The following is a 13,763-nucleotide window of genomic DNA, read 5'->3' on the forward strand; positions in this document are numbered from 1 at the left end:
CGTTCAACAAGGATACGATCACCAATCTTATAGTCTCCCTGAAAAAGCCGCTCGATACGGATCACAGCCCCGGCGGATGAGAGGTGCTCGGCCACCTTTGAGACCAGTTCACGGTCATCAATGATGATTCGCGGACCAGAAAAGAACTCTTCCTGAACTTCTTTTGCCTTCTGCAGCTCACCCTGATCGATTGGAAGTGCTGTCTGGAGGATCTTTTTTTCCTGGCCGGTCAGATGCTTCATACCGGTTGCCATTGCCTTCTCCCGTCTTCGTGAGACGATCTGGAAGGTTTCATCAGCCGTCTTTCTGGTAACCAGAACAATAATCCGCCCCGTACTGTGACGTCCCGTTCTTCCCTTCCGCTGGATGCTGCGGATCTCCGAGGGGACCGGTTCATAGAAGATGACAACGTCTGTTGAGGGAATATCAAGCCCTTCCTCACCAACCGATGTGGCAACAAGCACCGGAAACTCTCCTTCCCGGAACCTGCTGATGGTTGCGATCTGCCGCTTCTGGGAGAGTCCTTTCTCCTGATCCCGGTTTGCCTTTCCGACAAAGCGCTCGGCAGAAATCCCTGCTGCCTTGAGCGTATCCACAATCATTTTGACGGTGTCCCGGTAGGTAGCAAAGATAATGATTCTGGTATCTGGGGATTCATGAAGGATGGATATGACCAGATCAGGAAGAATGAGGAGCTTTGGGTGACACTCCTCTTTCCATTCAATGGATCGGTTTATCAGCTGTATAAACCGGGGATCATATGCAATCCGCTTTGATGCCTTAGACCCTCCCGGTGCATTCCCTTCGGCCAGGAGCTTGTGCAGGTATGATTTCAGAACCATACATCCCTGTGATTCAGCAAGCCCGATCGCATGCCGAAGTTTCATCAGCTCGGCGTGGATGCTTGCCGCGGCAAACCCGGTTGCATCCCGTTCTGCAATCCGCTGCTGAATAATGGCAGAAATCTCCTGAAGAGCCTTCATCGAAAGGGATGTCTGATCGGTGACCGGAAAGCCTGCCTGTTTTAGCTGATTAAGCCGATCACCAACAAGTGCCTTCAGGTCGTCAAGCGCTGTCTTCAGCTGAGGAGGAAGATCGACATGGATGATCTCAATCTCCTTTTCATGCACATACGGCCGGACATCAGGGTCCTGTTCTGTCCTGCTCTCAACCGCACTGATATGCAGGTTCTCTACGATATCGGCAATCTTTTCCTTGTTCCCTCCAGGCGAGGCCGTCATTGCAAGGATGAGCGGATCATGTGCGGTCTGCATATATCGTTCGGCCAAAAAGACATAGGCATAATTTCCGACTGCCCGGTGTGCCTCATCCACAATAAGAAGCGTTACATCAGTCAGATCGTACCGGCCTGCGATAAGATCATTCTTGATGACCTGGGGGGTTGCCAGGATCACCGATGCCGCCATCCATTCAGCGGTTCGTTTTTCCGGTGAGGCCTCTCCGGTAAACATCGCAAATCTCTCATCATCACCAGGAATCGCAAGATGTGCCTGAAAATACCGAAGATGCTGCTCGACGAGGGGTTTTGTCGGTGCCATCATCAACACCTTCCCCCCGTTCTGATACAGGCGGGACGCTGCAACAATAAGCGCAATTGCTGTCTTCCCAAGACCGGTCGGGATGACAACAAGGGTGTTCCTCTCAAGAGCATTCATGGAGATGGAGAACTGATAGGCTCTCTTCTCCATCGTCTCCGGGACAATAAAGGGATGGGAGATATATTCCATCAGATGAGTGAAGAGAATGAGCTTTTGCCCCTGATAAGGGCTGGGATCAGATCAGCAAGCCGGTCTTGTACTACCCGCACCTGCTGCATACTATCCCGGTCACGAAGGGTTACCGTCTGGTCCGTAAGTGATTCATAATCCACTGTCACGGCAAAGGGTGTTCCGATCTCGTCCTGTCTTCGGTACCGCCGTCCGATGGCACCTGAATCATCGTACTCGGCAAGGATCCCCTGCATCTGAAGGGTCCGTGCAATCTCCTTTGCCATAACGTCAAGACCGTCGCGGGCCATAAGGGGGAAGACAGCAACCTGCACGGGTGCAATCCGCGCCGGGAACCGCATGACCTTTCGTATCTCACCATCGACCTCATCTTCATGGTAGGAGTGCTCAAGGACAGCATAAATCATCCGGTCAATCCCATAACTGGGCTCGATGACATGGGGTCTGACATCAGTCCCACGAACCTCGACTTCCTCCTCCTTTACCTCATACAGGTCAGCCGGGACAAAGATCTCCTCCCCATCAACAACAACCGTCGCCCCGTCCGGTCCGGGGGATACCTGCTGCAGGGCATCAGCGATTGCCTTTGCCTTACCCCGGTATTTCGGGCCAAGCACACCCATATTGGCGGTAATAACCCGCCTCATCTCCTTTCGTGGCTCGTCAAACGGGATATATGCGGTAAAGGAGTCCCCGCTCTGCTCGGCATGTGCCTTCAGGTCATAATCGGTCCGGTCTGCAATACCCACCGTCTCAACCCATCCGAACCGTTCAGAGAAGATCTCAGCATCCCAACAGTCTTCTGCATAATGGGCCCGTTCATCGGGGAGGTGCTGGCGGAACCGAAGCCGCTCAGGGATCACGCCTATGGTTACGAGTAGTTCGTGGGTCAGGGCTAAGTAGTATGCGACATATTCGTTTGCAATGACTCCCTCTGCCACCGCGTCCTGCATCGTATAGGTCTTTGCTTCACACCCTTTCAGCTGCTGCTCTGATGAGAGAAGCGGGAATGCATAGTTTGCATACCTGGAAAAGTTCGGATGGTCCTTCATCTCCGGGTGGACAAAGATCTCAGCCTCAGCCTGGGTGAATTCACGAAGCCGTATCATTCCCTGACGGGGCGATATTTCATTGCGGTATGATCGCCCAATCTGGACTGTACCAAAGGGGAGCTTATCCCGGTAAAACCTGAGCAGCCGGCCGAAATCAACAAAGATACCCTGGGCAGTTTCAGGTCGTAGATAACCTTTTCGCTGCGAGCCTGGCCCGATAGTCGTCTGAAACATCAGGTTAAAGGTGAACACCTCTATATTTCCCAAAATTTCATTACAATTTGGACAGGGGAGAGTGCATATCTTTTCTGCCAGCGCCTCACAGGAGAGGGTGGCAGCATTTGGTATATTATGGGCTTCCGCGATATGATCTGCCCGCAGATATTCGGAACATGCCGGGCACTGGCACATCTTGTCGGAAAATCCCTTGACGTGCCCTGAGGCAATATACATGGCCTCCTGGCCGATAGTTGGGCATTCTATCTCGTAATATCCTTCCGAAATCACATAGAACTGGCGCCAGAGGTCTTCGATACGGCGTTTGACCAGCGTACCAAGAGGGCCGTAATCAATAAACCCTGCAACCGAACCATAGCATTCTGTCGTTGGCCAGACAAACCCTCTGCGTTTTGCCAGATCCATCACATTATCAAAGACATCGCTCATCTGGGATCACAAACCGGGTTACATATTGCTCTCAACCACGATGAAGATTGTTGTATGTATCTGCCTTCCCTCTGCCCGGTTTTTAAGATACTGATAAACCATGTCCTCAGAAAAGCAGGATTCGATTCCCTCGCAGAAGCATGATCCCGTATGATTATATAATAGATTTCGGTCTTATTTCTCATAAATTCCAACAAACTTAAATAATTTCAGCGGTATCTATATCGGTATCCCGAATGTGTGTGATTCCTCATGCCTGAAGAGGTTGCAAAGAAAGAACAGCTCTTAAAACTGTTCGCAAATATGACCGGTAACACAAAGATTGTGGAACCGATGAAGAAGATCCATGGTACCCTTCGTGACAGCGATGCGGTTGAACGGGAGATTGCACTCATCATGCGTGAACTTCTGGACCAGGGATTCTTTAAGACAAAGCTGAAACCGATTCAGCTGGCAAAGCTGGTATGTGCCTACTATGCGGGAAAAAATGATACGGAGATTGCACGGGAGCTCGGAGATGAAAAGCTCTCCAAGACTGTCGCCCGTGCCCGTGTCAGAATGAAGCTCTTTCGAGAACTGGACTTTAAAATGCCGTTTGATCGGAACCAGATGGAAACACTTCTGGTGTCCGGGAAGACCATGAAGGAGATCAGCGAGGAGCTGGGTATCAGCCCGTCAACGCTTCGGGAATACCGCCATGTTCTTGAGGCTATGGTTGACCGGGAGATGGATCATTACCTTGAACGCATCCGCGATGTGATGGAAGATCGTGATCTGACCGAGAGTATGACCACTTCTGCAACAAAGGATGCCTTTGGCGAGTCCATTGATATCACCGAAGCAGAACTGATCGATATCACCTGATTATTTTTTATGAAGATTACATATCTTGGCCATGCCTGTGTCGTACTGGGAGGTTCCAAAACCATCCTGATTGATCCGTTTATCCCGGATGGTGAGATCAGGATACGACCGGATTATGTCGCCGTCACCCATGCCCATGCTGATCACATGGGGATCGCTGCATCATATACCGTCCCGATCATCACGAATAATGAGATTGCCCATTACCTCCGGGGCAAAGGGTGTATAACGGAGGCGATGAATATCGGGGGAACGATTATCGTTGATGGTATCTCGTTTACCATGACCCAGGCATTGCATTCATCCTGGATAGAGGATGAAGGTATCGGTATGTATGGAGGAACTGCAGCGGGTTTTGTCATTCGGATAGATGGGGTAACCGTCTACCATGCGGGAGATACCGGCCTTTTTTCAGATATGCGTCTTATTGGTGAGTTGTACCATCCTGATGTGGCTCTTATCCCCATCGGAGGGAGGTTTACGATGGGCCCCCGTGAGGGAATGATGGCCGCAGAATTTATCGGAGCACCGGTTGTTATCCCGATTCATTACAATACCTTCGATAAAATCAAGCAGGATGTCTCGGAATTTGCCCGGGCTATCAATGAGACAACCGATATGAAACCAGTAATTCTGGAGCCCGGTTTGGAGTATGAGATAAAAAAATAAAATTTATTCTTCTTTTATTTGTTCAATTAATGCTCTTTTATGAATACCCGTCCATAGGGAAACCTTCCCAGCTATATCGTTGAGTGTGCCCGGAGCAATTTCATCATGGAGGGGAACAGTTATTGTATGAATACCTTGATCTGATTCTAATCGCATCTGAATATGACTGCCCTTCTGTCTTATTACATTATAACCAATTTTTTTGAAGAGCTTTTATGAGTTTTTTTCCCACTAACAACTGGCAGCTCTTGCATGTGATTTTACCTCGTATTCCTGCAAGGTCAGAATGGTAATTGACTCACCTCTTTCCAGTTCATCTTCGTAATGCAGTTCAACAGCTTCCTGAATGTTATTCATAAGTTCATCAAGGCTTTTTCCCTGAGTAAAAATATCCACCCCGATGCCTCTCGCATACCAGTAATTTCCGTCAAAATATGACTCAAATTTTATGTACATTTGTATGTTCTCCTATTTTCCTTGTATCACTCATACCTATAAAGTGTAAGCCCCCAGTGACGGTGCAAGATAATTACCTGTTGTTTATGACTTTTAGCATGTAGGTGTATTTAAACAATAAATCCGTTCTTTGTCATACAAAATTTCTCGAACGGATTGTTGTTCTGCATGTGCGATGTGGAATATTCGGGATCCCAGTAATCATTCATCCCGATATGGTCCCGAATGAGTTTTGCTTTTTGTGATGTCGTGCTTTTACGGGTCCCAAAGTACTGGCAGATATCATCAGCCGACTGGTATGGTTCAAATGAACTATCAAACAGGAAGTTCATCTGTCCGACTGCGTAAATAATTCCTGCAGCCCAGATCTCTCTCTTTCCCCTGGTAATTTTATTATCTCGTTTTCGTGCAAGTTTTCCCGCAACATGCCTGCATATCCCGGCATATTCGTCATCCAGCCGTTCATTGCAGAATGTGTCGGTCATTTCAGTTATGGCTATAAACCATTCGCGGTTTGCTTTCGGTATTGATGAGATATCGTCCGGTTTTTTCTGGGTTTTCGGTATCTGTTTCCGTGATGCACTGGTGTTTCCCATGAGTTTCTTCAGTTCTTCCGCATCGGAGGATTCAATAAATTTTTGAAGTAATTTTTCTGTATTTTCATCTAAAAAATCACAAATTGCCTCTTCATCAGATATGTCAACACCTGCTTTTAGTAAAGACTGAACCAGGAAGAATTCCATATCAGAAACATCCTCATCCGATTCTTTGGTAATCATCATCTCCTGCAGGGGAAGGATGTCATTGGCAATCTCCCGAGCATGTGGCTGGAGGTTCTGATCAGCCAGAAATGTGAAGAATCCATGGAGGATTGGGATGCATTTTTCCCGTATTTTTTTGGGAATGGGGTGTGGAGCTAATTGGTCCTTAATAAATTCGAATATTATCTCTGTATCCCAATCTGATGGTGGCATATGCGGTCTATTACTCAATGTCCCGGTTATCAGTAATGAAGTAACAAATATCAGGTCGTCTCCATTGGCACCTTCAACATCAGACATATATCGTGAATCGGAAAAAGGAAGAACCCATGTTCCCATGATTTTATTTACAATTTCTACCGTGTCTGCATCAATATCTGCCAATTCCCGAGATCCAACCTGGTTAAAATACTCAATCATAGCATCATAATCATCCTCTTGTATCCCTTCATTCAATGAGGAGATAATGAGTGCTTTCCTTGGGCTATACAGGTCAGTATCTCCCATTCTCTTGTCGAACTCATCTTTTATCGAAATGACATGACTGAACAGGTCATCTGCTGCGGGGAGAAGGTTTTCTTCCCTAAGATAGGCAAAGAAGTTGAAAAGAACATTGAAGATGGCATATTCATACTCCTCGGTCCGGGCAAGACTCCGGGGAAAATCCTTTAAAAGACATCGCTCGATGACAGCAGGTGACCAGTTCTCCGGAGTACAATCCTGATAGTACAGAATAAAACCGGTAAAATCCAGTATAATCTGCTCTGCATACTCTTTTTCGTCATCGTCAAGATAAGTAAAGAGGACGTGACCTGAAAAACCAGGAAACCATGTTTTCGTGATGAGATCATACGATGGTTTTGGATCGATGCGGAAAGGGGTGGGATACTGATCCATCATACGTATGGTGTTTCTTTTTGAACCTGATATAGTGTCATGTATACCTGTCAGTACGTGAATTGGTGGCGTATTCATCTTATCAGGATGATATAAAGAGTTTTTGTGATAGCTCGAAAAAAAGACGTGCATAACAGCGGAAAAATCCGTGGATTTCCGTAGACACCAAAAACGGTCCTGTCTCTGCTGATCTGCTTATGTAGGACAATAACAAAAAGTACAAGCAACGAACATCCCAGGAGCTATGGCACTCTCTTCACCAGTTCTTACCCTCATCTTTCATGGAGCCGACGTCTTTGACTACGGTGATGCATCCCGCCTCATCTCTTTGCTTCACCCCCGGTTATCTCTCGTTGCTGGTGTGATGGCCCGGACTGCTGCAGAGGAATCAGGACTTGCAGTCATCTATGACGGAAGAAGGCCGAGTGAAATCCTTTCAGAATACGCAGGAGATCAGGCTGTTCTCGTCCACCGGGCAAAAACCAATGCTTCTGCCCATCGATTTGGTTCAATCATTCATTCACACCTTAAAGATAAGGGGCTCATACTTATCGATCCCGGGACCTGCCAGATCCTTACCTGGGAACCTGGTGATCCCTCTCTCTCTGCATGGCTTTCAGAGATAACCGGATATCCGGTCAAATCAGGGAATCATCATGAAACCTATCCTCCTGATACACGGGTCATCGGAGGGTGTCTTCCTGGTGAACCGGTCTTTGTAAACGGGATCATCATCGGCTATGCAACCGGTGAAGAAGCAGTGATATCTCTTCAGGATGGAACCATAAAGGCCATATCAGGTATAGAACTCAAAGATCACGGAGTTGAGAAACTCATCCGGTTTGGGTACCCGGATATATCGAAAGCCTGGTGTAAGAGTGGAAATATCCGGATATCACGGCCAAAGAAAGGAGAACGCCAGGTTAGAAAAGGGCGTATTGCTGTCATTGATCATACAGCCATGGCCTGCTACCGATCCTTTGATCCTGATATCTGCGGGATTGTCACCATCGGGGATGATACAACCTCAATCTGTGGTCATATCGGGTGTTTCCGGGGCATTCCGGTTCTTGGGATAACCGACGGGGATATTGATGGGATAGTGCCGGAGGGGTATGCCCCGGGAAGTGTCGTTCTGCAGGCCATCAATGAACGGGATGATGACGTTGGTATTGAGATTGCCGGGAAGGTTTCGGATGAACCGGTGGTGTGGGATGAGTGGGTGGAGAAGATAATCAGAGATCTGGATGGCCGGGTGAAAGTGGTGCACCGGGAATACTAATATGAACAATTTTTGCAGAATAAGAAGGAAAGAGTAACCGTTTCTTCTTATGTGGTCATCATCCCAGTCACTCCTTTTCAGGAAAACTATACATTGTATCCCTATTCCAAATCATTTCCTTCCAAAGGGTATGCTGCCAAATCCAGAATATCCTTTAGATCATAGACACGAATCCTGTTCTTATGGTATTCCTCCTTACCCTCCAGAGACCGGGCTGCCAGTCCAAATCTGATCGGGTGAGTGATACCCTGAATACGATCTGTCTTTTTGTGGAGTTCCTCAATGATCCGAGTTCCATCTTTCCTGTTAATAGTTCTGTTTTTAATTTCCAATACCAAAGAACCTGAAGGTCCGATAGCCACCAGATCGATCTTATCACCCCTTCTGTTCCATCATGGCCCGAATTTGTCAAATTCATGTGATAAATAAACCGATAATTCTTCACGAACCATATCCTCAAAAATATATCTTGCAAATCCATCCCATTCCAGGAGGACCTTTTTCATGAGAGCATCGTACTGACCAATAGCATACCTGCTTTGATTGGGATAAATGAATCTACTGTAAAATCGAATGAAAGGGTCTTTCAGGAAATATCTCTTCTTTTTTGACCGAATGGGGTTTTCTGTTACTGGAATCCTGTATTCAATAATCCCAAGAATATCAGTCAATTCTTTCAGGTACGGAGAGAGAGTTTGGGGCAATGTGTGTGAGATCAGCAATGGTCTTATGCGTCGTTCTCCCTTCTGCCAAAGCACCAAGAATCTCGTACCTCACATGTGATCCCCCAAACTCTTCAATGAGCAGTAAAGATAATTCATGTGAGAGGGGGGCAAGATCAGAAAATATGAGGGTTTGTAGAGTCTTTTTAAACGTTCTACATTCGAATTTCTCCAAGATGTGATAATAAAAGATGATTCCGTCAAAGAGCATATAAATATTCATTTGCTCATTTAGATTTCTGATTCCGATATCGTGCATTATTTGAAAACATTCTGTCGCCTTAAAGGGATTCAAAGTAATAATTGAGTCTGCCCTCCTGAATAGAGGCGATTTTGAGTCTATGAAAATCTTCCTCATCATTCCGATAGATGAACCAGATATCATCAGAAAAAGATTTGAACTTCTCCCTTTCAAATCCCAGAATTTCTGGAATTGTGTAATGAAGGGTGAGTATATATCAAGAAATCGTTGAAATTCATCAAACACAATGATGAATCTGTGATCAATTCCAAAGAGGAATTCAAGAAACTCTTCCGGGTTTTGAAATGAGATATATGATGGAAGGTTGAGTTTTTCACCGAGGGCCTTTGTGAATTCTGCTAAAAGAAGGTCAATACTCTTATTTGAACTACAAAAAAATAGATGCCTTCATGATCCCCCATGAATTTTTTAATGAGTTCGGTTTTTCCAATTCTTCTCCTGCCAGTTATGACAATAAATGATGAGGATCTCTCATATAAATGATTCAAGAGGGATAACTCCGGTAACCTCCCATAAAATTTTATATGATTATTTTTGTAATTATTTTGGATCTAATTATTATCGCTTTACCCTCAAGACATCTGATACTCACGGTTCAAACGGAAAGATGCCTCATACCTCGCACATCAAAATGGAAGTATTTTTCCAAAAAAAGCCATTTCTGGTTTCCCTCCCTATGAATAAGTCGCTTCGCAGCAGTATTCGAAGCCTACAGAATTACTTTCATACCGAGGATGTATTCATGGAGCATGAGAATACGGCCATTACAGATTGTGGTATCTACTATGACATTGCCGTTCTGGATCCGTGATGCCGGATCACATCCGTCTCTGGATGGGGCGGATATGAAAATTACGTATGCGAAAAGAAAGTTAGAGAATCAGACGTATGGACGTATATCCGATTTACTAAAGCCTTTCGTTCTTATTTCTGCCGAAAAACCGATTGAAATAAGGTGTAAAGTTCGTGAAATTGAGGATTATATGAAGTTATTTCTGTATCTGATTGATACACAGGATTGTTGAGAGAAAAAATGGGGTATTCGTAGTCGTACCTCTTGAATTATAGAGAAGAAAAAGGTGGCTGTAATTTATTCCGGATAACTTCGCCGAAACCATGATCTAATCAGAATATTTCTGAATCAGGCGCAGAGTATTGAAATAGTGGACGATTTCGCCTTTCCGAGTTCTGGAGTCCGAAATCTGTGTGAAACAGCGATAATACAAAAGAGGGAGAAATTTTCCTGTTCGTACAGATCCTGGGAAATGGCACATAACCGATACAGAGATGTGTGCGATATATCGCATGAGAAGGAGAATGCCGGGAAATCCTGGTAACCCTGTCACAGCCCTTTTACTGCATTCATAATTCCAGCCTGAATCAGAGCATTTCTAATCTCCCTCAGCTCTTCACGCATCTCACGAAGTTCAGAATTAAAACCTTTATCTAAATCTGATCTGGTCCCTTTTATTTCATCCAGAGTTTCCTTCTGTAAATTCAGTGTTTCTTTCTGAAGACTGATGGATTCTTTATGCATCTCAAGAGCCTGATCTTGTTTTTTCTCCATCCGTGAAAAGATAGCGATAGCAGAATCCAGTCTTTCAGCAAGTTCCTCTTCAGGAGTTCCCCGAATTACCTCAAAATACGAGAAATTGCCGATATATGGTTCTTCAGTACTTTCGATACACTCAACCTGTATGGGGAATTCACATATTTTTATCGCCTGGACAAACGCCTTCAGATCCTTTCGTGTACCTTCGGCGATAATTTTCACATCATATCCTTCAAGGTTTTCAATAGAACCGGTAATATTGTGTTTTCGTGCAATATTCTGAACAATATGCCGGTATCCTACCCGTTGCACCGTCCCTGATACCCGTATGCTGAGACGAATCAACTGGTCAAAGTCCATACCAGTATTATGTTCTTCCCTATTATTACCCTCTCTATAAGGCACGCTCTGATATGGACTGTTCATACAAGGGGGGTACTCAGATAGCAGCATCAGCCACAAAAAATTATCTGTTCTGAATTCATTACAGGTAATCAAACGGTGGTCGCGGTCCGAGATATCCCTCCATCTCTTTTCGGATCACCGATTTTTTTGCGATATCCGGATCCATCTTTAGGAGAACATCGAATAATTGTGCATAGTCAGCATCTCCTGCCGAACGGGTGAACAATTCCAGGAGCGTACATACCTGGTACAAATCTCCTCCGGTTTCCCTGACAAGAGAATGCAGGAATTGTTCATCAGGCTGGAAATTTTTTTCTGATATGGTAAGAAGCCTTTCACCGATGGAAAAAAATGTCCTGAATTTTCGAATACCCTCAAGGTGCAGAATCAGTTCCTTATACACCCGGGGATCATCGACAGTGACCATATCCCGGTATTCAGCAACCCAGGAGTATGCCCCGCCGGAGACTGCAAGAGCGGTGATCATGCCAGAAAATGACTCGTATGGCCCCTCATTTAAGATTAAATCAATAATTGAGTTATAAATAAGTCCCATCTTGTAATGTATCATTGATATCAGGGCGTATAGTTCAACATCACGGTTTTCCCTGATATCATACTGGTACAGATACCTGACCCCTTCATGACACTCCCTGATGTGCACGTGTGCAATACAATTAAACGAGTCTGGATCGTCTAACACGTCCTTTGAGATCTTCAGGTTCTCAAGGTTTTTCTCTTTGAGCAGTTCTTTCCAAAGTCGTGCTGCAGTCTCCCGATCACCCAGACGACCGGCAGCGATAAAAGCACACTCCTTCGTATGCTCATCCCGGGGATGGGTAAAGAGGGGATCCAATGAAGATTTAACTCCGTTCTCATTGTGTAAACACGCATAATGATAGGTCTGTCTGAGCAGACGCATCCCAAAGCCATAGTGACCTTGGATATGGTTCAGACATGCAATGGCTTTTTCATGTTCACCAAGAATTGCAAGCAGACTCTCACAGTCAAAAGGCAGATTCGGGTTGTCCGGCTCATTTGCCCATATTTTTTCAAGTTCTGAATAAATCTCATAAATCAGGGATTTTGAAAGTGCATCCCCGATAAAATCATAAGAGTCCGTAAAATCGTCTATTAAATATCCCTTTGCTAAAGCCGGGCTCATTCCTAAATATTTCACCGGGAGAAGAAAAAGATGTTCTATCACGCATTATCTTTCCAGGATAATGCTGTCCAGCAAGAATGTGGCCGAAAATCCTGGAAATTCTATGAGAATATACAGCATTCACCAGATGACTTTATAAAGCCCGAGGTGATCAGTGCCTCTCCTTCAGCATATCCAATAACTCTGGTGATATGTTTCAAAATAATGGATTTTTTTGTTTTCAAGGAATATCCCTCATACTATCCGGTCTGATACGTCTGAATGTATGCGATCGGATCTCCGGTGATATTCACTTCTTCTCCAACATACTTCACGTCAGGTATCGCGTTTAATCCCTCTATATCGTACACCCGCGGCCCGTACTGGTACCGGGCATACTCATACCACCAGTCCGGATACCCGATATTCGTGATAGTCTTATTCTCAACATCGTTGTAATTCCCGTTCCTATAGGTTACGATCATCTCACCCATGAGTGCTTTCCATTCATTGAGGGCATTCAGAGCCGTTTCACGGGTATATTCTGTCAAAAATTCACGTGCAGAACGTTCGTTTGTCTTGTAGAGATCAACTGCCTTTGCTTCAATGACCGACTGGTTTGCAATTGCCGCCCCCTCAATTTGTGCCTGTTTCGCTTTTATTTGAGGAATCATGTAGCTGTACATGAGCCGTGCATAATTCTGAAGCAGTTCAAATGGCCAGAATGCGGTGTTTAAGTCAAAGGTCCAGTGGGAACCTTGCTTATACGGTTCTGGTACGTCATATATTCCGGCATAGAAGGGAAGATAGCACGTCTCTGCTGGAGATGACATTCCAAGCCAACAGATACCTCCTATGGGATCAGGGAGATAGGATCGGCCCTGGCAGACATAAGAGTATCCGCAGGGATCTGTTGAGATTGGTCTCGGCCAGGATCCGGGTTTTAGTTGTCCTTCATAGGGAGCATCATGCAGATCAAACGGCCCCATACCCGGTAGGGATCCCCGAACGGACCACCTGCAGGCGGAGCAGTGAGATCATATACTGTTCCCTCGTAGTGATCACGGAAGATGGATAAGGCATTCGTGATATTTACCGGTGAATCAGGCTTTATTGAGAAGGGATATGCCTTTGAGAACGGGCCTTCGACATAGGGAGACAGCCCCAGTGACGGTGCCAGCCGGTCAAAGATTCTCCATACTCTGCTCTGTGAATAGTAGGGATGTGAATATTCACCAACGCCAAAGACGTATGCCCAGTACAGGTCACCATCCTCCGGTTTC

At 45.5% G+C, this 13,763-nt stretch carries 15 protein-coding genes; 3 read left to right on the plus strand and 12 right to left on the minus strand.

What is annotated here, in order from left to right:
* The coding region (locus PLA23_RS04180; protein ID WP_324474127.1) for a DEAD/DEAH box helicase at positions 1-1,748 on the minus strand (1,748 nt) is incomplete at its 3' end.
* A complete protein-coding gene (gene glyS / locus PLA23_RS04185) occupies positions 1,748-3,466 on the minus strand; it encodes a glycine--tRNA ligase (protein WP_324328677.1) in 1,719 nt (572 codons plus the stop codon). The genes glyS and PLA23_RS04180, both read right to left, overlap by 1 nt.
* Before the next feature lie 252 nt (positions 3,467-3,718).
* Between glyS and PLA23_RS04190 the strand changes: the two genes are divergently transcribed.
* Both PLA23_RS04190 and PLA23_RS04195 read left to right on the plus strand, forming a co-directional pair.
* Positions 3,719-4,330, plus strand: coding sequence for a response regulator receiver protein (locus PLA23_RS04190; RefSeq protein ID WP_324328675.1), 612 nt, complete (start codon positions 3,719-3,721; stop codon positions 4,328-4,330).
* 9 nt (positions 4,331-4,339) lie between these two features.
* Entirely contained in the window at positions 4,340-4,999 is a 660-nt protein-coding gene (locus tag PLA23_RS04195; protein ID WP_324474129.1) for a metal-dependent hydrolase, read from the plus strand.
* Positions 5,000-5,002: 3 nt separating this feature from the next.
* On the opposite strand, the gene PLA23_RS04200 is transcribed toward PLA23_RS04195, so the two are convergent.
* From PLA23_RS04200 to PLA23_RS04210, 3 genes are all read right to left on the minus strand, one after another.
* Positions 5,003-5,155, minus strand: a complete 153-nt coding sequence (locus tag PLA23_RS04200; RefSeq protein ID WP_324474131.1) for a hypothetical protein — start codon at positions 5,153-5,155, stop codon at positions 5,003-5,005.
* A gap of 75 nt (positions 5,156-5,230) precedes the next feature.
* Positions 5,231-5,455, minus strand: a complete 225-nt coding sequence (locus PLA23_RS04205) for a type II toxin-antitoxin system HicB family antitoxin (RefSeq protein ID WP_324474132.1) — start codon at positions 5,453-5,455, stop codon at positions 5,231-5,233.
* A gap of 110 nt (positions 5,456-5,565) precedes the next feature.
* Entirely contained in the window at positions 5,566-7,191 is a 1,626-nt protein-coding gene (locus tag PLA23_RS04210; protein ID WP_324474134.1) for a DUF6398 domain-containing protein, read from the minus strand.
* A 166-nt stretch (positions 7,192-7,357) separates the two neighbouring features.
* On the opposite strand from PLA23_RS04210, the gene PLA23_RS04215 reads away from it, so the two are divergent.
* Positions 7,358-8,395 carry a DUF2117 domain-containing protein gene (locus PLA23_RS04215; RefSeq protein WP_324474135.1) on the plus strand — a complete coding sequence of 346 codons (1,038 nt, stop codon included), beginning with the start codon at positions 7,358-7,360 and terminating at the stop codon, positions 8,393-8,395.
* A gap of 101 nt (positions 8,396-8,496) precedes the next feature.
* Here the strand turns inward: PLA23_RS04215 and PLA23_RS04220 are convergent, their stop codons facing one another.
* The 7 genes from PLA23_RS04220 to PLA23_RS04250 form a co-directional block, all read right to left on the minus strand.
* On the minus strand, positions 8,497-8,757 hold the full coding sequence (locus PLA23_RS04220) for a hypothetical protein (RefSeq protein ID WP_324474136.1): 261 nt from the start codon (positions 8,755-8,757) through the stop codon (positions 8,497-8,499).
* Between the two features lie 30 nt (positions 8,758-8,787).
* The gene (locus PLA23_RS04225) at positions 8,788-9,066 is read right to left on the minus strand and encodes a DUF234 domain-containing protein (protein WP_324474138.1); all 279 of its coding nucleotides are present in this window, start codon (positions 9,064-9,066) and stop codon (positions 8,788-8,790) included.
* A complete protein-coding gene (locus PLA23_RS04230) occupies positions 9,059-9,733 on the minus strand; it encodes an AAA family ATPase (protein ID WP_324474146.1) in 675 nt (224 codons plus the stop codon). The genes PLA23_RS04225 and PLA23_RS04230 overlap by 8 nt, the downstream gene beginning before the upstream one ends.
* Before the next feature lie 988 nt (positions 9,734-10,721).
* A complete protein-coding gene (locus PLA23_RS04235) occupies positions 10,722-11,291 on the minus strand; it encodes an acylphosphatase (RefSeq protein ID WP_324329300.1) in 570 nt (189 codons plus the stop codon).
* A 124-nt stretch (positions 11,292-11,415) separates the two neighbouring features.
* The gene (locus tag PLA23_RS04240; RefSeq protein WP_324474140.1) at positions 11,416-12,543 is read right to left on the minus strand and encodes a hypothetical protein; all 1,128 of its coding nucleotides are present in this window, start codon (positions 12,541-12,543) and stop codon (positions 11,416-11,418) included.
* A gap of 197 nt (positions 12,544-12,740) precedes the next feature.
* Positions 12,741-13,469: a C69 family dipeptidase gene (locus tag PLA23_RS04245; protein ID WP_324474142.1), complete on the minus strand. Its 729-nt coding sequence runs from the start codon at positions 13,467-13,469 to the stop codon at positions 12,741-12,743.
* Positions 13,424-13,763: C69 family dipeptidase (locus tag PLA23_RS04250; RefSeq protein ID WP_324474144.1), on the minus strand; the 340-nt coding region annotated here is incomplete at its 5' end. The genes PLA23_RS04250 and PLA23_RS04245, both read right to left, overlap by 46 nt.

This window comes from Methanospirillum sp., assembly GCF_035406105.1.
Taxonomy (GTDB): Archaea; Halobacteriota; Methanomicrobia; order Methanomicrobiales; family Methanospirillaceae; genus Methanospirillum.